Annotated in this window: 20 protein-coding genes; 18 read left to right on the plus strand and 2 right to left on the minus strand. The window is 66.7% G+C overall.

What is annotated here, in order from left to right; all coding sequences use genetic code 11:
- Positions 1 to 67: 67 nt before the first annotated feature.
- The 5 genes from P0D62_RS02420 to P0D62_RS02440 all read left to right on the plus strand — a co-directional run bounded on the left by P0D62_RS02420 (position 68) and on the right by P0D62_RS02440 (position 5,034).
- A complete protein-coding gene (locus tag P0D62_RS02420) occupies positions 68 to 949 on the plus strand; it encodes an ABC transporter ATP-binding protein (RefSeq protein WP_275701024.1) in 882 nt (293 codons plus the stop codon).
- Entirely contained in the window at positions 946 to 1,794 is an 849-nt protein-coding gene (locus P0D62_RS02425; RefSeq protein ID WP_275701025.1) for an ABC transporter permease, read from the plus strand. The genes P0D62_RS02420 and P0D62_RS02425 overlap by 4 nt, the downstream gene beginning before the upstream one ends.
- Positions 1,791 to 2,024: a helix-turn-helix transcriptional regulator gene (locus P0D62_RS02430; RefSeq protein WP_275701026.1), complete on the plus strand. Its 234-nt coding sequence runs from the start codon at positions 1,791 to 1,793 to the stop codon at positions 2,022 to 2,024. Before P0D62_RS02425 ends, P0D62_RS02430 begins: the two co-directional genes overlap by 4 nt.
- 240 nt (positions 2,025 to 2,264) lie before the next feature.
- Positions 2,265 to 4,202, plus strand: coding sequence for a glycosyltransferase (locus tag P0D62_RS02435; RefSeq protein WP_275701027.1), 1,938 nt, complete (start codon positions 2,265 to 2,267; stop codon positions 4,200 to 4,202).
- A 244-nt stretch (positions 4,203 to 4,446) separates the two neighbouring features.
- Complete coding sequence (locus P0D62_RS02440) at positions 4,447 to 5,034, plus strand: histidine phosphatase family protein (RefSeq protein WP_275701028.1); 588 nt, start codon at positions 4,447 to 4,449, stop codon at positions 5,032 to 5,034.
- A gap of 534 nt (positions 5,035 to 5,568) precedes the next feature.
- On the opposite strand, the gene P0D62_RS02445 is transcribed toward P0D62_RS02440, so the two are convergent.
- Complete coding sequence (locus P0D62_RS02445) at positions 5,569 to 6,810, minus strand: ROK family protein (RefSeq protein ID WP_275701029.1); 1,242 nt, start codon at positions 6,808 to 6,810, stop codon at positions 5,569 to 5,571.
- 119 nt (positions 6,811 to 6,929) lie between these two features.
- Here P0D62_RS02445 and P0D62_RS02450 point away from each other — a divergent pair, with 119 nt between their 5' ends.
- The 6 genes from P0D62_RS02450 (at position 6,930) to P0D62_RS02475 (ending at position 14,904) form a co-directional block, all read left to right on the plus strand.
- Entirely contained in the window at positions 6,930 to 8,237 is a 1,308-nt protein-coding gene (locus P0D62_RS02450) for an ABC transporter substrate-binding protein (protein ID WP_275701030.1), read from the plus strand.
- 18 nt (positions 8,238 to 8,255) lie between these two features.
- On the plus strand, positions 8,256 to 9,173 hold the full coding sequence (locus P0D62_RS02455) for a carbohydrate ABC transporter permease (RefSeq protein ID WP_275701031.1): 918 nt from the start codon (positions 8,256 to 8,258) through the stop codon (positions 9,171 to 9,173).
- Positions 9,170 to 10,051, plus strand: coding sequence for a carbohydrate ABC transporter permease (locus tag P0D62_RS02460; RefSeq protein ID WP_275701032.1), 882 nt, complete (start codon positions 9,170 to 9,172; stop codon positions 10,049 to 10,051). Before P0D62_RS02455 ends, P0D62_RS02460 begins: the two co-directional genes overlap by 4 nt.
- A gap of 121 nt (positions 10,052 to 10,172) precedes the next feature.
- Positions 10,173 to 11,957, plus strand: a complete 1,785-nt coding sequence (locus tag P0D62_RS02465; RefSeq protein WP_275701033.1) for a glycoside hydrolase family 13 protein — start codon at positions 10,173 to 10,175, stop codon at positions 11,955 to 11,957.
- Positions 11,958 to 11,974: 17 nt separating this feature from the next.
- Positions 11,975 to 13,612 (plus strand): glycoside hydrolase family 13 protein, encoded by a 1,638-nt coding sequence (locus P0D62_RS02470; RefSeq protein ID WP_406708211.1) that lies wholly within the window; start codon positions 11,975 to 11,977, stop codon positions 13,610 to 13,612.
- Positions 13,612 to 14,904, plus strand: a complete 1,293-nt coding sequence (locus P0D62_RS02475; protein WP_275701034.1) for a lyase family protein — start codon at positions 13,612 to 13,614, stop codon at positions 14,902 to 14,904. The genes P0D62_RS02470 and P0D62_RS02475 overlap by 1 nt, the downstream gene beginning before the upstream one ends.
- A gap of 48 nt (positions 14,905 to 14,952) precedes the next feature.
- Here P0D62_RS02475 and P0D62_RS02480 read toward each other — a convergent pair whose 3' ends face one another.
- Positions 14,953 to 15,453 carry an Lrp/AsnC family transcriptional regulator gene (locus P0D62_RS02480; RefSeq protein ID WP_275701035.1) on the minus strand — a complete coding sequence of 167 codons (501 nt, stop codon included), beginning with the start codon at positions 15,451 to 15,453 and terminating at the stop codon, positions 14,953 to 14,955.
- Between the two features lie 76 nt (positions 15,454 to 15,529).
- Between P0D62_RS02480 and P0D62_RS02485 the strand changes: the two genes are divergently transcribed.
- The 7 genes from P0D62_RS02485 (at position 15,530) to P0D62_RS02515 (ending at position 22,873) form a co-directional block, all read left to right on the plus strand.
- Positions 15,530 to 16,177, plus strand: coding sequence for a YitT family protein (locus P0D62_RS02485; protein ID WP_275701036.1), 648 nt, complete (start codon positions 15,530 to 15,532; stop codon positions 16,175 to 16,177).
- 163 nt (positions 16,178 to 16,340) lie between these two features.
- Complete coding sequence (locus P0D62_RS02490) at positions 16,341 to 17,030, plus strand: hypothetical protein (RefSeq protein WP_275701037.1); 690 nt, start codon at positions 16,341 to 16,343, stop codon at positions 17,028 to 17,030.
- Positions 17,031 to 17,040: 10 nt separating this feature from the next.
- Entirely contained in the window at positions 17,041 to 17,868 is an 828-nt protein-coding gene (locus P0D62_RS02495) for an HAD-IIB family hydrolase (RefSeq protein WP_275701038.1), read from the plus strand.
- Between the two features lie 233 nt (positions 17,869 to 18,101).
- Positions 18,102 to 19,670 carry a PTS transporter subunit EIIC gene (locus tag P0D62_RS02500; RefSeq protein WP_275701039.1) on the plus strand — a complete coding sequence of 523 codons (1,569 nt, stop codon included), beginning with the start codon at positions 18,102 to 18,104 and terminating at the stop codon, positions 19,668 to 19,670.
- The gene (locus P0D62_RS02505; RefSeq protein ID WP_275701040.1) at positions 19,670 to 21,019 is read left to right on the plus strand and encodes a class-II fumarase/aspartase family protein; all 1,350 of its coding nucleotides are present in this window, start codon (positions 19,670 to 19,672) and stop codon (positions 21,017 to 21,019) included. The genes P0D62_RS02500 and P0D62_RS02505 overlap by 1 nt, the downstream gene beginning before the upstream one ends.
- A gap of 49 nt (positions 21,020 to 21,068) precedes the next feature.
- Complete coding sequence (locus P0D62_RS02510; RefSeq protein WP_275701041.1) at positions 21,069 to 21,542, plus strand: PTS sugar transporter subunit IIA; 474 nt, start codon at positions 21,069 to 21,071, stop codon at positions 21,540 to 21,542.
- Positions 21,543 to 21,652: 110 nt separating this feature from the next.
- Positions 21,653 to 22,873, plus strand: a complete 1,221-nt coding sequence (locus P0D62_RS02515) for an ROK family protein (RefSeq protein WP_275701042.1) — start codon at positions 21,653 to 21,655, stop codon at positions 22,871 to 22,873.
- The last annotated feature ends 9 nt before the right edge of the window (positions 22,874 to 22,882 follow it).

Raw genomic sequence — 22,882 nt, forward strand, 5'->3', positions numbered from 1 at the left:
CTTGATGCTGCGAAATGTAGCAGTTATGCTACATTCTATCGTCTTGACGCTACCCCAAGGAGGAGCCTTGACCGCGATCAGAGCAGCCGGCATCCGCAAGACTTACGGCGACACGACGGTCCTGGACGGGATCGACGTCGCTCTCCAGCCCGGTCAGGCCGTCGCCCTTCTGGGGCCTAACGGCGCGGGCAAGACCACCACCGTCGAGATCCTGATGGGCTTCGTCGACCGCGACGGCGGCACCGTCGAGGTGCTCGGGGTCGATCCGGCGTCCCAGCGCGGCGATTCCTGGCGCTCCCGCGTCGGCATGGTCGTGCAGCAGGGACGCGACCGGCCCAAATGGCGCGTCCACGAGTTCCTGCGTTGGATCCATGCTCACTATCCAGAAGGCCCACGGCTGCGCAGCGTCGACGAGATGCTGGATGCCTTCGAGCTTCATGAGCACGCCCACAAAACTCTGGTCACGCTTTCGGGTGGCCTCCGACGACGGCTCGATCTGGCCGCCGCTCTCATCGCACGTCCCGATCTGCTCGTCCTCGATGAGCCTACGACGGGCCTCGACCCCGTTGCCAAGCGGGCCGTGCACGACATCGTGGCCGACCAGATCGACACCGGCACTGCACTCCTGCTCACCACTCACGATCTCGCCGAGGCCGACCGCCTGGCGGGCCGCATCCTGATCCTCAACCGCGGCACGATCGTCGCCGAGGGCTCGCCCGACCAGCTGCGCCGTCAGGTGGAGAGCAACGTCGAGATCACGTGGAACGCCGACGGAGCGCACCACGTTCACGTCACGACGGCGCCTGAGGCCTTCGTGCGCGACCTTCTCCGCGACGACGTCACCGGCTTGGAGGTGCGTCGCACCAGCCTGGAAGATGCCTATCTCGCCCTGGTCGACCCCAACCCCGATTCCCACAAGAACCTGATCGACGAGGAGGCATCACGATGAGCAGCACCCCCTGGCTCCGCGCCGGTTGGCTACAGGCCAAGACCGAGCTCCGGATCAACTTCCTCACCCCGTCGTTCCTCGCCACGGTGATTGGACCTATCATCTCGGTCGTGGTGGTGTGGTTCGTGCTGGGCAGCACCAACTACGACGCGACCGACATCCTCGGCGCGGCCTTCGCCCTGGCCGGCATGCTCGGCGTCTCGGGGGCCATGGCAGCATTCGGTGTGATGAGCGAGATGTATACCGAACGCACCGAGGGCACCCTGTTGCGCCTCAGGATGGTGCCTGACGGCATCCGGTCCTGGGTCTTCGGCAAGACGCTCTCCGTCGGCTTGTACATGCTGTTCACCGCGGGCGTGATGGCCGCAGGCACCTTCATCGCCTTCCCCTCGCTGATTCCGGCCTCCGTCCTGCAGGTCGCGGCCCTCGTCGCGGTGCTCCTGGCGTCGTACTTCGTCTTCCTTCCTCTGGGCATCATGGCCGGAACCCTGACGCGAACCACCGCCGGATTGACGATCGCGATGCTGGTCTTCTTCGCCCTCTATGCGGCCAGCGGCACCGTCTTCCCCATCACCTACTACCCCGAAGCACTGCAGTGGGTGGTCGGAGCGACGCCGTTCTACTGGAGCGCGCACATCGCGCGCTGGGCGCTGCTGCCTGCCGAGGCGGGAACCGCCGAACTGCTGGGCACCTTCCAGCCCCTCCTGGGCCTGGGCGTGATGACGGCGTGGGCCATCGTCGCCTACGCCCTGGCACCGCGGGTGCTGCGACGGGGCATCCGCCGCGAAACCGTAGGCGCGCTGATGGCCGCCCGCGATCGCCTGGCCGCCCAGGGGTACGCGTGAGCCCGAAGCCCGACGAGCAGGTCCGCAATCGGCTGGCGGTGCTCCGGGCCGATCGCGGGGTGTCTCGTCGTCAGCTGGCCGAGGCGCTGGGCATTCACTACCAGACGATGGGCTATCTGGAGCGCGGCGAGTTCGCGCCGTCGCTGCACCTGGCGCTGCGGATCGCGCGCTACTTCGACGTGCCCGTGGAGTCGGTGTTCAGCCTCGACGACTTCCCGCCCCTCCGCTGACGCCCCCCAACCCGTCTGCCCGGCTCCGCACCCAGGTTCTGGCCGATTCTTCAGCCCAGACACCGCAAAATCGGCCAATGGCCCATTTTTCGGTGTCTAGTCAGGAAAATCGGCCAATGGCCGATTTTCCGGTTTAGACGCCGAAGAACTGACCAAGACCCATCTCAGCCCATAGCGAGATTGGAGTTCCGAGGAGGCCAAAAACCGCGGAGCCATCATCGATCCGAGTAGGTTCGGAGCATGAGCCTGCGCATCGCCTTCGTCTGCTTGCACACCTCGCCGCTCGACCGGGCCGGCACCGCCGACGCGGGCGGCATGAACGTGATGATCCGCGCGCTCGCCCGGGCGCTGGTCCGGGCCGGCCACCGCGTCGAGTTCTTCACCCGGCGCTCTCATCCCGATCAGCCTGCCACCGAGATCTTCGACGACCTCCTGGTGCTCAACCGGATCGACGCTGGCCCGCCGGCCGTCCTTCCCAAGAGCGAGATCGATCAGTACATCGACGAATTCCGCACCAACCTTGGCACGCTGCGCGGCTTCGACGTGGTGCACTCGCATCATTGGATGTCCGGCGTGGCCGCGCTCCCGCTGGCGCGCGAGGCCGGCATCCCCCACGTGATGACCTTCCACTCCGTCGCCGCCCATCCCAATTCGCCGTTGCACGACGGCGAGCCGCCGGAGTCCCCGGCGCGGGTGCCGGGCGAGGTGCTGTGCGCCGAGCAGTCCGACCTGGTGATCGCGGTGTCCAAGTACGAGGCCGCCGTCACCATCGGCCGCTGCAACGCCGACCCGGAGAAGGTCGCGATCGTGCGACCCGGCGTCAACACCGAGCTGTTCCGGCCGGCCCTTCGCGAGGAGCAGGGCTGGACACCCGAGCCCGGAATCCGCGCCGGCTACGTCCTCTTCGCCGCCCGGCTGCAGCCGCTGAAGGCCCCCGACCTGGCCATCCGCACCCTGGCCGAGGTGCCGGAGGCGATCCGCCCAGACCTGGTGATCGTCGGCCAGACCTCACCCGACTTCGCCGGCTACGAGGACGAGCTGCACCGCCTGGTCGACGAGCTGGGCCTCACCGAGACGGTGCGCTTCCTGCCCGGTCGCGACCGACCGGAGCTGGCGAAGGTGATCCGGCACGCCAGCGTGATGCTGGTGCCGTCGTTCTCCGAGACCTTCGGACTGATCGCGCTGGAGGCCTCAGCCTCCGGCGTGCCGGTGCTCGCGGCCGCTGCCGGCGGCCTCACCGAGGCCATCTGCAACACCCACACCGGGCTGCTCATCCCCACCCGCGATGCCGCCGTCTGGGGCCAGGAGCTGACCGGTCTCCTGACAGACGACGAGCGGCGCGCACTGATGGGTGCCACCGGTCGCCAGCGGGCCGAGGACATGACTTGGCCGAAGGTGGCGGAGCGCACCACCGCCGCCTATCGTCGCGCCATCGGCGCCCGACTGACCCGCCGCGTCTGCTTCGTGCACGCCCACCCCGACGACGAGACCCTCGCCTCCGGCGCGCTGATCGCGCATCTCGCCGACGAGGGCATCCACGTCTCGGTCCTCACCGCCACCCGAGGAGAGATGGGCGAGGTCGTTCCCGGCCCGCTGTCCCACCTGCTAGGCACCATCGAGCTGGAGCATCGTCGAGAGGCCGAACTGGCCGGCGCGCTCAACGTGATCGGTGTGGAGCGCCACGCCTACCTTGGCACGCCCCCGGCGCGGGCGACGGAGGAACCTCGTCGTTACCGCGACTCCGGAATGACCTGGATCCGAGAGGGCCTGGCGGGCCCCGCCGACGATGCCGATCCCCGCTCGCTCTGCGCGGCGGATCTCGACGAGGTGATCGCCGACGTCAAGGCCTTCCTGATCGCCGACCGAGCCGAACTCGCGGTGAGCTACGCCGACGACGGCGGCTACGGTCACCCCGACCACGTCCGGATGCACCACGCCACCAAGGCCGCCGCCGAGCAGCTGGGCATCCCGTTCGCCGAACTCACCCCCGTCCAGGACGACGGCGTGGTCTGGTTCGCCCTGGACCGCCTGCTGCCCCGCGTCGCCGAGGCCCTGGGTCACCACCGCACCCAGCTCACCGTGCACGGCTCGTCGCTCACCCACTCGGGCGGCCAGACCGAGGACATCCTGACCTCCACCGGCCTCCGCGGCACCGGCTTCACCCTCCCCCTCCCCTGACCCCCTCACTCCCGGAAAATCGGCCACTGGCCGATTTTCCCGGGTCGTGTACCGAAAATCGGCCAGTACTTCGACGACGCCGACGACCGCGTACCGGGCGTTGGCCGATTTTCCTGGGTCTTGTACCGAAAATCGGCCAGTGGCCGATTTTCGGTATGGCGGGCGGGGAGGTTCAAGGAAGAGGGAGGCGGGGGACGCAAGGGGTGCGCGGAGTACTGCGGCGCCACCCGATAGCCTGGGAGTCATGCGCCTCATCCTCATCCGTCACGGACAGACCCAGAGCAACGTCAACAGGGAGCTCGACACCGCCTACCCGGGGGCACCGCTCGATGAGACGGGCCTGACGCAGGCGGAGAAGCTGGTCGAGCGGATCGCGCATGAGCCCATCGAGGCGGTCTACGCATCGACGCTGACCCGGGCGCAGCAGACCGCCGCCCCGCTGGCTGCCGCACGCGGTCTGGAGGTGCAGGTGGTCGACGGGCTCCAGGAGATCGCCGCCGGCGTCGACGAGATGAGCACCAACTGGCGCCCGTACATCGAGATGCTGTTCTCGTGGGCGCCGGACAATCTCGACGTCGGCATGGAAGGCGGCGAGACGGCCCGCCAGTTCATCGAGCGCTACACCAGAGCTATCGCCCAGATCGAGTCCGCGGGCCACGAGTGCGCCGCCCTGGTCAGCCACGGCGCCGCACTACGCGTCTGGGGTCTCACCTGTGTCCCGACGATCGACCAGTCCATCGCTCAGCCGCTGCCCAACACCAACTGGATCGTGATGAACGGTTCCCTTGCCGATGGCTGGACCATCGAGCAGTGGGGCGACCACACCCTCTGAGCCGAAGCCTCGAAAAGAGCGCGGCTGCGCGCAAGGACTGATGGCGGGGTTCCTGCGAATCTAACGCTGGGCCTCCTCGAGGCTCGGCCGCGGGCGGCCTCGCACCTCGAAGACCGTCATCCCCCACGCTCTTCGAGGTGCGGAGGCCCTGGGCGAGGCACGAGCCCCGAAGCCGAAGCCTCGAGGAGAGCGACCGGCAGCCGAAGAACTGAGTCGTGTGGAGAGATCACGCTCTTTGAGGTGCGAGGAACGAGCCTCGAAAAGAGCGACTGGCGGCCGAAGAACTTAGTCGTGTGGAGGATGGGGTTCGCGAGTGGGTTTGGTGGGCGTAAAAGCCGTGAGCCCGCGCGAAGCGCCGGAACACGGCCGGCGGCGGGCACTTCGAGGCTCGCTCCGCTCGCACCTCAGCAACCGCGACCCCATCCGTAACACGACGAACGAGACCACCGAAACCTGACCACCAGCCCCCAGACGCCGTCACGCTCTCCTCGAGGCTCGGCCGCGAACGGCCTCGCACCTCGAAGAGCGTAGGTTCTAGAGAGTGTTTCGTTCGGAGAGCAGCGGGAGGACGATCTCGAGGGCGGCCTCTCGCGCTGCGGACACCGCGCCGAGCGAGACGACGTCGCCGCCTAACTCGGAGGCGACGATCTCCGGCGCCTCCAACTCGGCTTCGGCGCTCAGCTGACGCTGCGCCATCTCGATCACCTCGCCCAGGGCACCGGCCATGGAGCCGCACACCACGATTCTTTCCGGGTCGTAGAAACGCGCGATCACGCTGCAGACCAAGCCGAGCTTCGCCCCCAGCTCCTCCAGCAGGGGTCGCGCCACCGGATCGGACATCCGGGCGTCGGCGAGCAGCCGCTGCGTCGACAGATCGTCGGGCGAAAGCTCGGCCCACGGATGCTCGGCGGGTATCCGCCCGTCCTCCAAGGCGGCTCGGATCCACTTCACCGTGAGGTCGCCGAGCCCCCAGGTTCCGCCGAGGTCGGCGACGTAGCGGAGGGCCTCGAGCTCGCCGACGCCTCCCTGCGCACCCCGCACGAGGCGTCCCTCCATAAAGACCCCCGAACCGAGCCGGAAGCCGGACAGCATGGCGACGAAGTGATCGCAGCCCCTCGCCTCCCCCAGGGTGCCCTCCGCGACGGCGGCCAGCGCTGCGTCGTTCTCCAGCCGGACGGCGGGGAAGACCTGGGCGAGCGCCTCCTGCAGTCCGGCGTTCATGTACTGCCAGAACCCCGCGCTGTGGGACGGCGAGCGGCCCTGACCGTCGACCGGAGCGGGGATGCCCACCCCCACCGCGATCACGTCGTTGCGCGTGCGCCCCACCTGCGAAAGCACGTCGTCGATGGCGCGGAAGGCCGCGTCTCGCCGTTCCTGGTAGGAACGATCGTCGCGGATCGTCCCCGCGCCGTCGTAGTGCCCGGGCACCTCGAACTTCTCCCTGGCCACCACGACTCCGGTCAAGTCTGCAGCGACGGCGGTGAAGTATCGGTTGCCGGCATCGACTCCGATGACGAGCCCCGCGTCGCCGCGCAGTTCGAAACGACGGGCCGGCCGCCCGAGTCGGGTGCCGGTGGCGGGTGAGCTGTCGAGTTCGCGAATGAGCCCGATCTCGATCAAGGTATCCAACGCCGACAAGGTGGTGGACCGGGTCAGGCCGCAGGCTGCCATCACATGGTCAGCGCGGAAGACGCCGGCGTCCCAGGCGAACTCCAGCACGGCGGAGGTGCTTGCCCGATGACGCAGGCCGACGTCGATGAACTGCATCGGCTTCATCCCCCTTGACCTGTACCCGTTGTCTGAGGCATCCTAACTGAGCCCACGTTTCTACGGTGATTCAATTTAGTTTTCTTAGAAACTGGTCCAGTCAAAGACAGACGGAAAGGGACGACGACGTGCCTCAACCTTCACCCATCACACCCGACGCGCGCGCCGGGTTGAGTTCATGGGCTCCGCCTCGGCGCAGCCTCTTCAAAGCGGCCGGCGCAGTCGGCGCAGCCGGTGCCATCCCGTGGCTCACCGGCTGTTCGGCCGGCTCCGCCAAGACCGTGACGTTCTACGCCTCGAAGCCCGAGGCCGTGCCGCAGTTCCGCCAGTGGGCTGCCGACTTCACGGCATCTCAGAAGGATTACCGGATCCTTCATGATCTCTCGACGAACCTGTCGGCGAGCTTCGTGCGCAGCAACCCGCCGGACTTGGGCCTGCTCAACTACAACCTTGAGATGGCGCGCTTCATGGAGCGCGGCGCTCTCACCGACCTGAAGAGCCTCCCCGAGGCCGCGACCATTCGCGACGACATCGTCGAGCTCTCCAAGTCGTACCCGCAGTTCGAGGATCGCGTCAGCGTGCTGCCGTACTCCGCGATGGCCGCCTCGGTGATCTACAACAAGCGGATCTTCGAAGCCAACAACGTCGAGGTGCCCACCACGTGGGACGCCCTGATCGACGTCTGCGAGACCCTCATGGGCAAGGGTGTCCTGCCGTTCTACGGCACCTTCATGGACACCTGGACCATCGCCCAGGGCTGGTGGGATTACCCCGTCGGCGGAATGGTCGACGTGGCCGACTTCTACAAGAAGATGAACGAGATCGGCGCCGATGTCGGCCCCGATTCCGAGGTCTCCTTCCAGAAGACCATGCTGGAGCCCACCCAGAAGATGCTGGAGCTCCTGAAGTATGTCAACGAGGACGCAGCCGGCCGCGGCTACGGCGACGGCAACACGGCGTTCGCCAACGATGGCGCGGCGATGATCCTGCAGGGTCCCTGGGCGTTCGGTGAGTTCGAGAAGTCGAACCCCGACCAGGACCTGGGCACCTTCCCGATGCCCGTCACGGACAACCCCGACGACCTGAAGGTTCGCGTCAACATCGACCTTTCGCTCTGGGTTCCCGAGCAGGCCGATGCGGCGGAGGGTGCCACGGCGTTCCTCCAGTACCTGATGCAGCCGGAGATCCAGGATCCGTACAACGCGGCCTTCCTCGGCTTCGGCACCACCAAGGATGCCCCGCCGGTGACCGACGAGCGCATCGTCGGAATGCAGCCCTACTACGACTCGGGCAAGTTCTACATGGGTGCCTCGCAGTTCATTCCGAACAACATCCCGGCCGCCAACTATCTCCAGTCCATTGTGTTCGGTCAGCCGGCGGAAGGCATTCTCGCGCAGATGGACCGCGACTGGGCCCGACTCGCCTACCGGGCCTGATCAGAAGGAGTTACAAAGATGTCAACGACTACCCCACAACGGGCGAACTCCTCGGCTGAGCCGGAGATTCGTCAGCAGCGACGCACCGTGGAGCCGATCTACTGGTTCTTCCTGCTCCCGGCTCTCGCCGCGTTCACCCTTCTGATCACTTACCCGGCCATCGAGGGGCTCACCATGAGCTTCACCAACTCGATCGGCTTCGGCACCTACGACTGGATCGGCTTCAAGAACTACATCGCGCTGTTCCAGGACGAGAACATCCTGTCCTCTTACGGTTTCACGTTCTTGTTCGCCACCGTCTCGGTGATCTTGGTGAACGTGATCTCCTTCATGCTCGCCCTCGGCCTCACGTCGAAGATCAAGTTCACCAACGCGCTGCGCGCGATCTTCGTGATCCCGATGGTGATCTCGGCGATCATCTACTCGTACGTGTTCCGCTTCCTGTTCAACAACTCGCTCACCGAGTTCGGAAAGTGGATCGGCAACGACACCCTCTCGGAGAGCCTGCTGGCCAACGAGAGCTGGGCCTGGTTCGCGATCGTGATCGTCACCGTCTGGGGCGGTATCCCCGGCACGATGTTGATCTACATCGCCGGCCTGATGACCGTTCCCGGCGAGGTCTACGAGGCCAGCTCCATCGACGGCGCAACCCCTTGGAAGAACCTCATCCACATCACCCTGCCCCTGGTGGCCGGCTACGTGGGCATCAACCTGATCCTGGGCTTCAAGGGCTACCTGGGTGTCTACGACCAGATCGTCGCCTTGACGGGTGGCGGGCCAGGTGTCGCCACGCGATCGGTGGCCTACACCATCTTCGCCGGCTTCGGTGGCGGTGACTACGCCTACCAGATGGCCAACGCCGCCGTCTTCTTCATCATCACGATCATCATCGCGCTGCTCCAGCTGCGCCTTACCAAGGGAACCTCACAGTCATGAGCGCTGCAGTCGTTATCCCCAAGACAGACGGAAAGGGCACCGTCCGCGGCAAGGTGGGCCAGGAGCGGACCAACTGGACCGCCACCATCCTGCTCTTGATCGCGTCACTGACCATCCTGGTTCCGCTGTACGTCACCGTCGCGATGGCGTTCAAGACCACCCAGCAGTCCACCGATCTGAACGCGTTCAGCCTTCCGAGCCCGTTCAGCGTCAGTGGGTTCACCGAGGCCTGGAGCCTGACGAACTTCCCGCGCGCCTTCCTGATCTCGTCCATCGTGACGTTGGTCGCCGTGGCGGGCGCGATCCTGGTGGCATCGATGGCCTCCTACGCCATCGTGCGCAACTGGGACAAGAAGATCTTCCGCTACTCCTTCTTCTATCTGCTGGCCGCCATGTTCATCCCCTTCCCCGTCGTCGCGCTCCCGCAGGTGCGCCTCACCGGTCTGATGGGGCTGGACAACTTCGCCGGCGTCGCGCTGCTGCACATCGTGTTCGGCCTCGCGTTCAACACGCTGCTGTTCACCACCTTCCTGCGCTCCATTCCGCTGGAGCTCGAGGAGTCGATGCGCATGGACGGTGCCACCACGTGGCAGACGTTCTGGAAGCTGATCTTCCCGCTGCTGTCCCCGATGGCCGCGACGGTGGGCATCTTCGCCTTCCTCGGGTCGTGGAATGACTTCATGATGCCCTCGCTGATCATCTCGACCCCCGAGTTGCAGACGATCCCCGTGGTCAACAGCATCTTCCAGACCCAGTTCAGCAACAGCTACAACGTGAGCTTCGCGTCGTACCTGATGGCGATGGCCCCGGCCATCATCGTCTACATCTTCTCGCAGCGCTGGGTGATGTCGGGCCTGACCCAGGGCGCCATCAAGTAACCCTGAGACAACAATCAGACGCAGATCCCTCTATTCTCGGGTGGCGAGCCGAAAGGCTCGTCGCCCGGGACCATAGAGGGATCTGTGTCGTATCGGACCCCCTTCTTAGGAGAAAAGCACCATGACCACCACCACGGACATCAGCACGGCCGCACGCCCGGAGGGCTGGTGGCGTTCTGCCGTCGTCTACCAGATCTACCCGCGCTCGTTCCAGGACTCCAACGGCGACGGGATCGGCGACATTCCCGGCATCACCTCTCGCCTCGACTACCTCGCGGAGCTGGGCGTCGACGTGCTCTGGCTGTCCCCGGTCTACCGCTCGCCGCAGGTGGACAACGGCTACGACATCTCCGATTACCAGGACATCGACCCGCTCTTCGGCACCCTGGAGGATCTGGATGAGCTGATCGCCGAGGCTCACGCTCGGGGCATCAAGCTGGTGATGGACCTGGTGGTCAACCACACCTCGGATCAGCATGCCTGGTTCGTCGAGTCGCGCGACCCGGCGTCGCCGAAGCGCGATTGGTACTACTGGCGGCCCGCTCGCCCCGGCCACGAGCCCGGCACTCCTGGCGCCGAGCCCGACGACAGTCACGCCGCGTTCGCCCCGAGGGCGTGGACCTACGATCCGGCCAGCGGCGAGTACTACCTCGGCATCTTCAGCCCTGGTCAGCCCGACCTGAACTGGGAGAACGAGGACGTGCGCCAGGCCGTCTACGCGATGATGCGCTGGTGGGTGGAGCGCGGCGTCGACGGCTTCCGGATGGACGTGATCAACCTGATCTCCAAGCCGGCCGAACTCACTTCGGGCGGCCCCATCGACGCGGAGGCCGCGAGCTTCCGCCAGATCGCCAACGGTCCTCGGCTGGACGAGTTCCTCGCCGAGATGAACCGCGAGGTGGGGCTGGACGAGCACAACCTGATCACCGTCGGCGAGATGCCCGGCGCCACCGTCGAGGTGGCCCAGCGCGTCACCGATCCGGCGCGCAAAGAGCTGAACATGGTGTTCACCTTCGAGCACATGAACCTCGACCAGGCCTCGTGGAGCAAGTGGGACCTCGCTCCCCTTCCGCTGCCCGTGCTGAAGAAGAACCTGAACCAGTGGCAGGAAGGCCTGGCAGAGGCCGGCTGGAACTCGCTCTACTGGGACAACCACGACCAGCCCCGCGCCGTCTCTCGCTTCGGCGACGACTCCCCCGAGCACCGGGTGACCTCGGCCAAGACCCTGGCCACCGTGCTGCACCTGCACAAGGGCACCCCGTACGTCTACCAGGGCGAGGAGTTCGGCATGACCAACTCCCCCTTCTCCTCCATTGAGGACTACGAGGACGTCGAGTCGCTGAACTACCACGCGCTCGCCACCGCCCGTGGCGTCTCGGAAGAGGAGGTGCTGCGCTCCCTGGCCGCGAAGAGCCGCGACCACGCCCGCACCCCCGTGCACTGGGACGACACCGAGCATGCCGGGTTCACCACAGGCACCCCGTGGTTCGACGTCAACCCGAACTACACCGAGATCAACGCCGAGGCCACCCGTCGCGACCCCGACTCGGTGTTCGCGCACTACCAGAAGCTGATCCAGCTGCGCCACGACGACGAGACCGTCCGCGAGGGCCGCTTCCAGTTGCTGCTCCCGGAGCATGACCAGCTCTGGGCCTTCACCCGCACCCTCGACACGCTCCCTGAGGTGCGCACTTCGAGGCTCGCTGACGCTCGCACCTCAGCAACCGGCAACACGAGCCTCGAAGGGCGACTGCTCGTGATCGCGAACTGCTCCTCCGAGCCGGTTCAGATCCCTGCCGACGACCTGCCGTCGCTGGATGGGGCCGAGTTGGTCCTCGGCACCCACGACGACGCCGATCCCGCGACGCTGGCCGCCTGGGAATCCCGCATCCTCCGTCTCGCCTGATCCTCGAAAGGAACCCCGTGTCGATCTCCGAATGGTGGCGCCAAGCCGTCGTCTACCAGATCTATCCGCGTAGCTTCGCCGACGCGAATGCCGACGGCATCGGTGACATGCGCGGCATCCTGTCGCGCATCGATTACCTGGCGACGCTGGGGATCGACGCCGTGTGGCTCAGCCCGTTCTACCCGTCGGATCTGGCCGACGGCGGCTACGACGTGATCGACTACCGCGACGTCGACCCTCGGATCGGTACTCTCGCCGACTTCGAAGCCCTCGTCGCGGCGCTGCACACCCGCGACATCCGGGTGATCATCGATATCGTGCCCAACCACTCGTCGAACAACCACGCGTGGTTCCGGGAGGCGGTCGCCTCCGAGCCGGGCTCGCCGGCCCGGGCGCGCTATCACTTCCGGGACGGCACCGGCCCGGACGGCAGCGAGCCGCCCACCGACTGGCGTTCGCTGTTCGGCGGCCGCGCCTGGACCCAGGTGGCCGACGGCCAGTGGTACCTGCATACCTTCGCCGCGGAGCAGCCCGACCTCAACTGGTCGAACCCCGAGGTGCGCCAGGAGTTCCTGGACATCCTGCGGTTCTGGTCGGATCGCGGCGTCGACGGCTTCCGGGTGGACGCCGCGCACATGCTGGCCAAGGACATGAGCGACCCGCTGCCCACCCAGGCCGAGCTCGAGGACCACCCCCGCGACGGCACCCACCCCACCTGGGACCGCGACGAGCTACAGGAGCTCTACGCCGAGTGGCGCACCGTCTTCAACTCCTACGACCCGCCGCGCACCGCCGTCGCGGAGGCCGCGGTGCACCGCTCGCGCGTCCCGTTGTACGCCAGCCCGCAGACGCTCGGCCAATCGTTCTTCTTCGATCTCCAGCTCTCCGACTACGACGCCGAGCGCTTCCACACCATCATCGACGAGAGCCTCGAGGTAGCCGCCACCTCCGGATCGTCGGTCACCTGGGTGTTGAACAACCACGACACCATCCGGCACGCCAGCCGCTACGGCACCCCCTGCCCCGGGGTGAACGCCATCGGCGAGCCGCTGCGCAAGCACGGCGGGGACTGGCTGATGGCCGGCGGCGATCCCGTCCTGATCGACGCGGCCCGCGGTCTGCGCCGAGCCCGCGCGGCCACCATGCTGATGCTCGCGCTCCCGGGGTCGGCGTATCTGTACCAGGGCGAGGAGCTGGGTCTGCAGGAAGTCGCGGAGATCCCCGACGAGCAGCGCCAGGATCCGTCGTTCTTCCGCAACCGGGCCAACGAGGTGGGGCGCGACGGCTGCCGCGTGCCGATCCCCTGGACCCGCTCCGGGCCGTCGTACGGCTTCGGCGACGGCGGCTCGCACCTGCCGCAGCCGCTGTGGTTCGGCGGATACTCCGTCGAGGCCGAAGACGGGGAGCCCACCTCGACGCTGTCGCTCTACCGCGAGGCGCTCCGGCTGCGCCGCGAGCTGCTGGCCGCCGAGGAACTGACATGGGTCGCCACCGGCCGCGACGACGTGTTGTCCTTCGCGCGTCCGGGCGGGTGGCTGGTGGTCTCCAACTTCGGCGCCGAGCCCTTCCCGCTGCCCGACGGCGAGATGCTGCTGTCGTCCGGCCCGATCGGCGACGAGCTGCCCGGCGAGACGACGGTCTGGCTGCGGGCCTGATGTTCACCGCGGAGGAGAAGCGACGCCGCTACCTGCTGGTGGAGGCGGCGCTGGCCGAGGCCGAGGGCGAGCTGGGGCTCATCCCTGCCGAGGCCGCCGCCGAGATCGCGCGGGTCGCGCGGACGATCACGCTCGACCCGGCGCGCCTCGGTGTCCGCATCGCCGCGCACGGCCACACCATGATGGCGCTGGTCGAGGAGCTGGCCGAGGCCGTCGGCGAGCACGGCGGCTGGGTGCATTGGGGCGCGACGACGCAGAACATCCAGCAGACCGGCGACATCCTCATCCTGCGCGACGTACACGACGCCGTGCGGAACTCCGTCCGCGAGGCCCTCGTCGCACTGGCCGATCTCGCCGAATGCACCGCCGCCATGCCCATGCCCGGCCGGACGCACTGGCAGCACGCCGTGCCGATCACCTTCGGCCTCAAGGCCGCGGCGTGGGCCGACCAGTTCACCCGCCACCTCGAGCGTCTCGACGAGCTTCGCCCCCGGCTGCTGCGCTCCATGACGGGCGGGGCCGCGGGCACCTTCGCATCCTTCGGCGAGCGCGGGCCGGCGCTGCAAGCGCGGGTCGCCGAGATCCTCGGCCTCTCCCCCATGCCGGTGCCTTCTCGCGCCATCGTCGATCACCTGGCGGAGTTCGTCCTGCTGCTGGGGCTGATCTCGGCCACCGCACAGTCGGTAGCTGAGGAGGTCCAGCTGCTGAACACCCCGGAGATCGGCGAGGCCCACGAGGCCATTCCTGCCGGCCAGGTGGGCTCGTCGACCATGCCGCAGAAGCGCGTCGCGCCGCATGTCGGAGTCTTGATCATCGCCGCCGCCACCGCCCGCGCCGCTGCACCGCTCGCCCTCGAGGCGATGCTGCAGTCGCACGAGGTGGACGGCACCCGCTCCGTCATGATGGACCGCGCTCTGGAGCAGGCCGGCACCCACACGATGCAGGCGCTCGACGCGCTGGTGCCGCTGATCCAGCGGCTCGAGGTGGATCCCGGGAGAATGCGGGAGAACCTGGGCCTCACCAAGGGCCTGATCAACGCCGAGGCCGCCATGCTGGCCTTGGCCGACGCCCTCGGACGGCAGGAGGCGCACCATGTCGTGCACCACGCCGTCGAACGGGTCAACGCCGAGGGCCTGTCCTTCGCCGACGCCCTCCTGGCCGACGAACGCGTCGCGGCCGTGCTGACCGCGGAGCAGATCGACGCTCTCCTCGACCCGGCCAACTACACCGGCCTGAGCGAGCAGATCGCCCGCGAGGCCGCGCGCTCGGCGAGGGCAGCGGCCAGCGCTTAAGTGCTCGCCATTCCACCGACTTCGGTGGAATGGTGAGCAGCTAAGCCCTCACGACGCTCCAACAGCCAGGCGTTCCAGGAGCTGGCGGGTGCGAAACGGCATGGCAGGGTTCACCGAGATCATCGTGTTGGTGCGCTGGATGCCGTCGATCTCGAGGATCTGGTTGGTGATCCGGTGCAGGTCGAGCGTGTCCTTCGCGACGACGCGGGTCAGCAGGTCGGCGTCGCCGGTGGTGAAGTGCACCTCCATCACCTCCGGGATGGAGTACAGCTCGGCGGCAGCGTCCGGCCCGTCGCGCTGGCTCAAGGCCAGGGCGACGAAAGCGAGCAGCGGGTAGCCGAGCGACGCCGGCGTCACCCGATGGCTGAAGCCCAGCAGCACCTCGTCGCGATCCAGCCGCTGCAGCCTGGCGTGCACCGTGTTGCGCGAGATACCGAGCGTCTTGGCGATCTGCAGGATCGACGCCCCCGGATCGTCCTCCAGGGCGAGCAGGATCTGAGCATCAAGGACGTCGAGACGTCGATGGCTTGGCATATTGACCGTATTCACAGGTTCTATTGTGCATTCATCTCAGCGAAACGCCTGGCGGTTGCACGCCCATGTCTATTCCTTGAATCATCGAGTCGTGCTCAAAGCTTCGGCCCAATCCCAGGCGACCCCGTCAGTCGAGACCCCTTCACCGACCCCTCATACGGCCGTCGAGGACGTTCTCGCCATCGCCATCGCCGCCACGGTGATCTCCCTTGGCCTCTTCCTGATGAAGTCGGCCGGCGTGGTCACCGGCGGCACCGAGGGCGTCGCACTCCTGCTCTCGCACACCATCGGCGTAGATCTGGGAATCGCGATCTTCGTTCTAGCCATCCCCTTTTACGGCCTCGGCCTTTGGCAGAAGGGGTGGCGCTTCACGCTGCGCAGCGCCGTCGCCGTGACGCTGATCTCGACCATGTCGTCGCTGACCCCACACGTCATCGGCGCGCTTCAGATCGACGCCCTCTACGGCGCCCTCGTGGGCAACGTCCTGATCGGCATCGGCTTCCTGATCCTCTTCCGGCACGGCGCCAGCCCAGCGGGATTCAGCATCATCTCGCTGCTCGCCCAAGAGAAGCTGGGCTGGCGCGCCGGGCGCGTCCAGCTCTGCTTCGACGCGGTCATCGTCGCCAGCGCCCTCAGCTACGCCCCGCCGTCGACGGTGCTGGTCTCGGCCGGCGGCGTGGCCATGGTGGGCCTGATCCTCAGCATGAACCACCGTCCAGGGCGCTACGTCGGCGCCTGAGGTATTTCATCGTCTACTAGATTAATTTGTTGGCTGCATAGGGTCACCTCCTATAGCCTGGTCGGAGTCGAGCACCGGCCCCGGGCGCAGGATCGCGCCTCCGACACCTCCCGATCACAGGAGTCGAGGCCGCACTCGCGCACGTCCAACGAAAGGGCTTCAGATGAAGCGCACCCGCGAACGGAAACCCCGGCGCCCCAAGACGATGGAGGAGATCGCCGCGGCCTTTCGTGCGCTACGCGGGGACCAGCGCGACGAAGACTGGGCATGGAGCGTCGCGGCCCAACTGGATCTGGACGACGTGCGACCCGACCTGACCCGCGAGGCGCTCGCCGATCTCCTGCCCGAGCTGCGGGAAACCAAGAGGTCGGTCTACCGATCGTTCGGCGACCCCGTGAAGTGGGCCCGCGAGCGGGAGGCGAAGTGGCACAGCGAGGGCGTGCTCGTCACGACGCGTCCGGAACCCTTCCTACTGTCCGACTTCGCCGGCAAGGGACTGTGGATGGCCGCGGTGATCACCGTGATCCTGATGATCATGCAGCTGACGACCCACGGCTGGAGCTTCGACATCACCTGGACCCTCGTCCTCGCACCCCCGCTGCTCGCTGCCGCCATTCTCCTGGTCCTGCGGATGTGGAACACCGTGCTGCAGCGGAACTTCCGCCGCTTCGTGATCGAGATGATCGCCGTCGCCGTCGTCATTTACGGCGGTGGCACCGTCCTCGTCCTCGGTCAGCGAGCATTGCTGGCGCAGGCGCCCGGTCTCTTGATGCTCGCGGTCGCCGCGGCGTACGGCTTGGCCGCCACCTACGTCGCCCGCAGCCGAGTAACCGGGGATCCCGGCGAGAAGTAAGATAAACGCGATGACGCCGAGTCGAGCCACGGTGCGCCTGATCGCCACCGACATGGACCGCACGCTGCTGAGCGGCAACCCCCGAGCGATCAGTCCTCGCGTACACACCGCGCTGACCGAGGCCGCGCGCGCGGGGATCCGGGTGATCGCCGTCTCCGGACGACAGCCCTACTCGCAGGCCACCTTCGTTCAAGACACCCCGCTGGCGGATCTGGGCATCGGCTGCAACGGCGCAGTGATCGCCCACCTCGGCACCGGCGAGATCCTGGCCGAGGAGCTTCTCTCACCTGAGGCGCAGATCGCTTTGACGCACGGCTTGAGACGGGTCTTCCCCGAGGTGAAGGTCGCCACGTTCAGGAACGGCGGCAACACCGTCCGGGCGCAGTCCGGTTATCTCGACGCCGTCTCCGGACCGCAGGCGCCGTGGCCGCCGGACCAACGCGAGGTCGCCCTCGACGAGGCGCTGAGCCGGCCGGCCGTGAAGCTCGTCGCCGCCGCGCCAGGAGTACCGGCCGAAGAGATCTACGCCGCAGCCTTGGCTCTGAACGTGCCCGGCTGCGAGCCGGTCGTCTCGGGCGCATCCTGGCTGGAGGTGGCTCGCGGCGGCGTCACCAAAGCGTCGGCCTTGGCCCGCGTCGCGACCCATCTGGACATAGACCGCAGCCAGGTGGTGGCAATCGGCGACAACATCAACGATGTCGCGATGCTGCGCTGGGCCGGCTGGGGCGTGGCCGTGGCCAACGGAACCCCTGAGGCCCGCGCGGCCGCCGACCACGTCACGGTGTCGAACGAAGAGGACGCCGTGGCCGTCGTCATCGAGGGGATTCTCGGCGCGTAGAGATTCTGCGGAGGGTCTCACTCCCGTCCGGGAACGGACGAAAAGTCCACCGCGCACCTCTGTCGAAAATTGATCAGGGCATAAGATATATTGCCTTGCGTAACGTCGGGGAACCGGCATCCGATACGACCAAGACCACACCGCCGACGACGACCCACCGTGGCCCCCGAGACCACCCGACGGCCGCTCGTCCCCGACCTACAGACATCGCTCAACGAAGAGAAGGAGTGACGATGAAGACCCGCTTCAAGAAGGGCATTCAGACCTTCGGCAGATCCCTGCTGCTGCCCATTGCCGTGCTCGCCCCGGTCGGCATGATCATGGGCCTTGCCAACGCCCTCACCCAGGAATACCTCACCGAGAAGGTGCCGTGGCTCGGCAACGCGATCTTCCAGGAGGTGCTGACCAGCCTCGGCACCATCTCCCAGGTCGTCTTCGACAACATCCCGCTGCTGTTCGCGATGGGCGTGGCCTATGGGATGAACAAGCGCGACAAGGGCATCGCGGTGTTCGCCTCCGTGATCGGCTACCTGACCATGCAGGTGGCGATGCGGGTCTACCTCATCGTCACGGGCACGCTCGTCGACGATCCCGACCTGATGCGCGCGGCCGGCCAGGGCCTGGTGCTCGGCATCCACACCGTGCGCGTGGAGGCCGCCGGCGGCATCATCGCCGGCCTGCTCGCCGCATACGCCTGCGACAAGTGGTACACGAAGGAGCTTCCGCTGGCGTTCGCGTTCTTCGGCGGCAAGAAGTTCGTGGCCATCGCCACGTTCGTGCTGATGATCCCGATCGGTTTCCTGGTGCCGATCGTCTGGGGCGGCTTCACCGCGGTCCTGGTGTTCATCTCACCCATCTTCATGAACGACTACTTCGGCGTCGGCCTGTACTGGACGGCGCACCGTCTCTGCATCCCGTTCGGCCTGCACCACGTGCTCGCCTCCGTGGTGCGGTTCACCGAGGCCGGCGGCACCTACATGATCAACGGCCAGCCGTTCGTCGGTATCCTGCCCGCGGCCAACGAGGTGCTCTTCAACCAGGGCCCCGGCAGCCAGGCGTGGGACGAGCACGGCCCCAAGCTCTTCAGCTACCTCGCCAGCGGCCAGATGCTCACCACGTTGTTCCGCATCCCGGCCATGGGCCTGGCGTTCTACCACACCGCTTTCAAGGAGAACAAGAAGGTGGCCAAGGCCGCCATCCTGACCGTGGTGCTCACCGCGTTCCTCGGCAACATCACCGAGCCCATCGAGTTCTCGTTCCTGTTCATCGCCCCGATGCTCTTCATCGCCTACGCGGTGATGTGCGGCATCATGGCGCTCCCGCTGCAGTTCCTCGATGTGACCATCGGCTACATCCGCGGCACCATCTTCGACTTCGGCATCTTCGGCCTCCTGTACGACGACACCAACTGGTGGCAGCTCGTGCTGCTGGGCCTGGCCAACTCCGTCGTGTTCTACTTCTTCTTCCGGTTCGCCATCTCGAAGTGGAAGTTCGAGACGCTGGGCCGCGAGAAGGCGATGGGCGACCGGACGCTCCTCCTGGAGAAGCGCTACGACGAGCTCGCCGTGCTCGTGATCCAGGGCCTGGGTGGCAAGGAGAACATCAAGAACGTCGACAACTGCGTCTCGCGCCTGCGCGTCGATCTGGTCTCCAATGAGGCCGTCGACCGCGACATCCTGAAGGACACCGGCACAAGCGGCATCTTCTTCCCGCAGGAGGGCCACATCCACATCGTGTTCGGCCCCTACGTCGAGTTCGTCCGCAACGCGGTCGACGATGCGATGAAGAAGCCGGTGGGCTGATGGCTCTCACCGACTCGATGAGCAAGACCCTCGACGACCACGGCATCAGCCACCTGTTGTCGAACGAGGTCAAGCTCCAGACCTGGCTGGACGTGGAGAGCGCCCTGGCGCTGGCTCAGGCCGAGTACGGGGTGATCCCCGTGGAGGCCGCCCAGAACATCAAGGAGAATGCGAAGTACGAGAACCTCGACCTGGAGCTGATGGACGAGATCTACCGCAAGGTGGGCCACGGCTTCGTGCCCTTCGTCAAGGTGTTCGTGAAGGCGTGCGACCCGGAGGCCGGAAAGTACATCCACTTCGGCAGCACCACCCAGAACATACAGCAGAGCTCGCAGAGCATCGTGCTCAAGAAGGTGAATGGCAAGTTCTTAGAGCTGACCAAGCAGATCCTGCTGAATCTGGCCGATCTGGCAGAGACCCACGCGGACAGCGTGATGGCTGGGCGCACGCACGGCAAGCACGCCATCCCGATCACCTACGGATACAAGGTGGCCACCTGGATCTCGGAGATCCTGATGAGCGTGGAACGCTTGGAGCAGCTGGAGCCGCGCGTCTTCACCATCATGATGGGCGGCGCCGTCGGGGCCTTCAATTCCACCGGAGCGGTGGGCGTCGACGTGCAGAATCGCGTCGGCGAGCTGCTCCAGATGGACGTGATGCAGATCCCGTCGCGGGCGGTGAACTCGCCCAAGGTGGAGTACATCAACGCCCTGGCGCTGCTGGCGAACAACTTCCACAAGGTGGCCGAGGAGGTGTTCCAGACCTCCATCGAAGAGTTCGGGGAGGTCTCCGAAGGGTTCCAGAAGGGCACGATCGGCAGCTCGACGATGCCGCACAAGATCAACCCCAAGCTGGCAAAGGGCATCATCGCCAACGCGCAGAAGCTGTACTCGCTGACCTCGGTGGGCTATTTCTCCAGCGCTCGCCCGTTCGAGGCGGACAGCACCTCCAACATGCTGTTCGACAGCATCCTGTACGAGGCCGTCGGCCTGATGCGGGAGGCCATCGTGCGGATGGTGGAGCTCTCGGCGACGCTGCACGTCGACGCCGAGCGGCTGTACGTCAACGCCAACATCAACCACGGCATCGACAACAGCGAGTACATCATGATGAAGCTCGCCGAGCGGCTGGGCAAGGACCAGGCGCACGAGCTGGTCTACGAGCTGGCCATCGACGCATCCCTCAACAAACGGCGGTACTCCGACGTGCTGGCGGCCAACGAGGTAGTCAGCACCGCGTTCAGCCAGGACGAGATCGCGGAGATGCTGAAGCCGGAGAGCTACGTCGGCCTGTCCGCGGAGATCTCACGCGAGACCGCGCGGTCCGTGCGAGCCCTCTACGCCGGCTGACCCGATCAACGACATCGAAAACGAGAAAGAGTTAAGGAAGCGATATTCCATGGGATTTTTCAGCAAGTTCAAGAAGGAAGCCCCCACCCTGGTGGCCGTCGCCGACGGTGACGTGATCGCGATGGACGCCGTCTCCGATCCGGTCTTCGCCAGCAAGAGCATGGGCGACGGTTTCGCGGTGGAGCCCAGCTCCAGCACCGTGGTCTCCCCTGTGAACGGCGTTGTCAAGAGCATCTTCCCCACCCAGCACGCCATCATCCTGCAGAGCGACGACGGCCTGGACATCCTGGTCCACATGGGCCTCGAGACGGTCGCGCTGAAGGGCGAGGGCTTCGACGTGAAGGTGGCCAAGGGCGACAAGGTCACTGCCGGCCAGCCGATGGCGATCATGGATCTGGGCTACGTCGTCGAACAGGGCAAGAAGACCACCATCATCGTGGTGATCACCAACCTCGAGGACAAGCGCCTCAAGCTCACGACGGGACGGGCCACCGCAGGCTCCGCGGTGGTGGAGGTCAAGTAACACCCACCGCCAAGAGCGCCGGAGGCCGCGAGGTTTCCGGCGCTCTTGCCATACCCGCTGGCACCGTGACGGGCTACCATCGCAGGAGCACCAAGAAGGAAAGAGCGCTCGTGAGTTCGGCCAAGTCATACGACTTCGGCGCTGGCAGAGTCAGCGTCGGTCTTGTGCTCGACTTCGCCTGGGGTCGCGGGCCCTTCACCGCCACCGACGTGATGGCCGCGACCGGCCTCACTCGCACGACGGCGATCATCGCTATCGACAAGCTCGTCGAGGCGCGGATCCTCGAGGAACTCGCCAATGCCCGTGTGGTGGGCGAGTACCGGGCCGGCCGGCCTGCACGGCGCTTTCAGCTGCCTCCCAACCTCGGCGTGGTCGTCGGCATCGACTCGGGCGACTTCCACCTGACGGTGGCCGTTTCCGATCTCGGGGGCTCGCCGATCGCCCATCGCCGGACGGAACTGAACCCGAGCGACAGCCCCGAGCGGCGCCGCGACACGATCCTCAGCGAAGTGGACGCCGCGCTGACCGCCGTCGGCCGTAGCGCGACGGACGTCCTGGCGGTATGCGCGGGCGTGGCCGCTCCCGTGGCCCGGGACGGCTCGACTCCCCCGCATCCCTATGGCTTCTGGGAGCGGACCAACCCGGGTTTGACCGAAGCGCTGCAGGCCCGGTTCTCCCAGGTTCTGGTCAAGAACGACGCGCAGCTGGCCGCAGCCGCCGAACTCCACGCCGGGCAGGCCGCCGGATGCAGCGACTTCGTCGCCCTCCTCGCCGGCCGGCGCCTGGGTGCCGGTGTGGTGATCGACGGGCATCTTCTGCACGGCGCCCACGGCGGTGTCGGCGAGATGAAAGCCTTCGACTACGTGCTCGGCGTCGGCACCCGGCGCGGCCTCGGCAGCATCGCCGAAAGCCGGGCCGCCGCCATGCTCGAGTCCGGCGACCTCGAGGACGAAGGCGTGTTCTCCCGCCTGTTCCCCGAGGACGTGGACGCGCGGCATCTGCTGAAGCTGGCCTCCTCCGGCGATCCCGACGCCACCGTCCTCGCGGATCAGCTGGCCCATTCGCTGGCGCGGATCGTCGGCGCGCTGAGCAGCATGTTCGATCCCTCCAGGGTCATCATCTGCGGTGCGGTCGCGGACGAGATCGATCCGATCCTGGACACCGCCCGCTCGGTCCTCGCCGAGGAGTCCCACATGCCCGCACCGGAACTGGTGCGATCCCGTCTCGGTGCCGACGTCGTCATCCGCGGCGCGATCATCACGGCCCTCGACGAGGTTCGCGGCGCCGTCCTCCCCCACCTTGCACGACGCCGGATCGAGGCGCCGGCTTAGGGCCTTTCT

Origin of the sequence: Tessaracoccus caeni (assembly GCF_029211185.1) — a bacterium.
GTDB lineage: Bacteria > Actinomycetota > Actinomycetes > Propionibacteriales > Propionibacteriaceae > Arachnia > Arachnia caeni.

Bases quoted from the DNA above. Each gene is read 5' to 3' on its own strand.
- P0D62_RS02425 (WP_275701025.1), top strand. From the start codon at position 946: ATGAGCAGCACCCCCTGGCTCCGCGCCGGTTGGCTACAGGCCAAGACC.
- P0D62_RS02435 (WP_275701027.1), top strand. From the start codon at position 2,265: ATGAGCCTGCGCATCGCCTTCGTCTGCTTGCACACCTCGCCGCTCGAC.
- P0D62_RS02440 (WP_275701028.1), top strand. From the start codon at position 4,447: ATGCGCCTCATCCTCATCCGTCACGGACAGACCCAGAGCAACGTCAAC.
- P0D62_RS02445 (WP_275701029.1), bottom strand. From the start codon at position 6,810: ATGAAGCCGATGCAGTTCATCGACGTCGGCCTGCGTCATCGGGCAAGC.
- P0D62_RS02455 (WP_275701031.1), top strand. From the start codon at position 8,256: ATGTCAACGACTACCCCACAACGGGCGAACTCCTCGGCTGAGCCGGAG.
- P0D62_RS02460 (WP_275701032.1), top strand. From the start codon at position 9,170: ATGAGCGCTGCAGTCGTTATCCCCAAGACAGACGGAAAGGGCACCGTC.
- P0D62_RS02465 (WP_275701033.1), top strand. From the start codon at position 10,173: ATGACCACCACCACGGACATCAGCACGGCCGCACGCCCGGAGGGCTGG.
- P0D62_RS02475 (WP_275701034.1), top strand. From the start codon at position 13,612: ATGTTCACCGCGGAGGAGAAGCGACGCCGCTACCTGCTGGTGGAGGCG.
- P0D62_RS02490 (WP_275701037.1), top strand. From the start codon at position 16,341: ATGAAGCGCACCCGCGAACGGAAACCCCGGCGCCCCAAGACGATGGAG.
- P0D62_RS02495 (WP_275701038.1), top strand. From the start codon at position 17,041: ATGACGCCGAGTCGAGCCACGGTGCGCCTGATCGCCACCGACATGGAC.
- P0D62_RS02500 (WP_275701039.1), top strand. From the start codon at position 18,102: ATGAAGACCCGCTTCAAGAAGGGCATTCAGACCTTCGGCAGATCCCTG.
- P0D62_RS02505 (WP_275701040.1), top strand. From the start codon at position 19,670: ATGGCTCTCACCGACTCGATGAGCAAGACCCTCGACGACCACGGCATC.
- P0D62_RS02510 (WP_275701041.1), top strand. From the start codon at position 21,069: ATGGGATTTTTCAGCAAGTTCAAGAAGGAAGCCCCCACCCTGGTGGCC.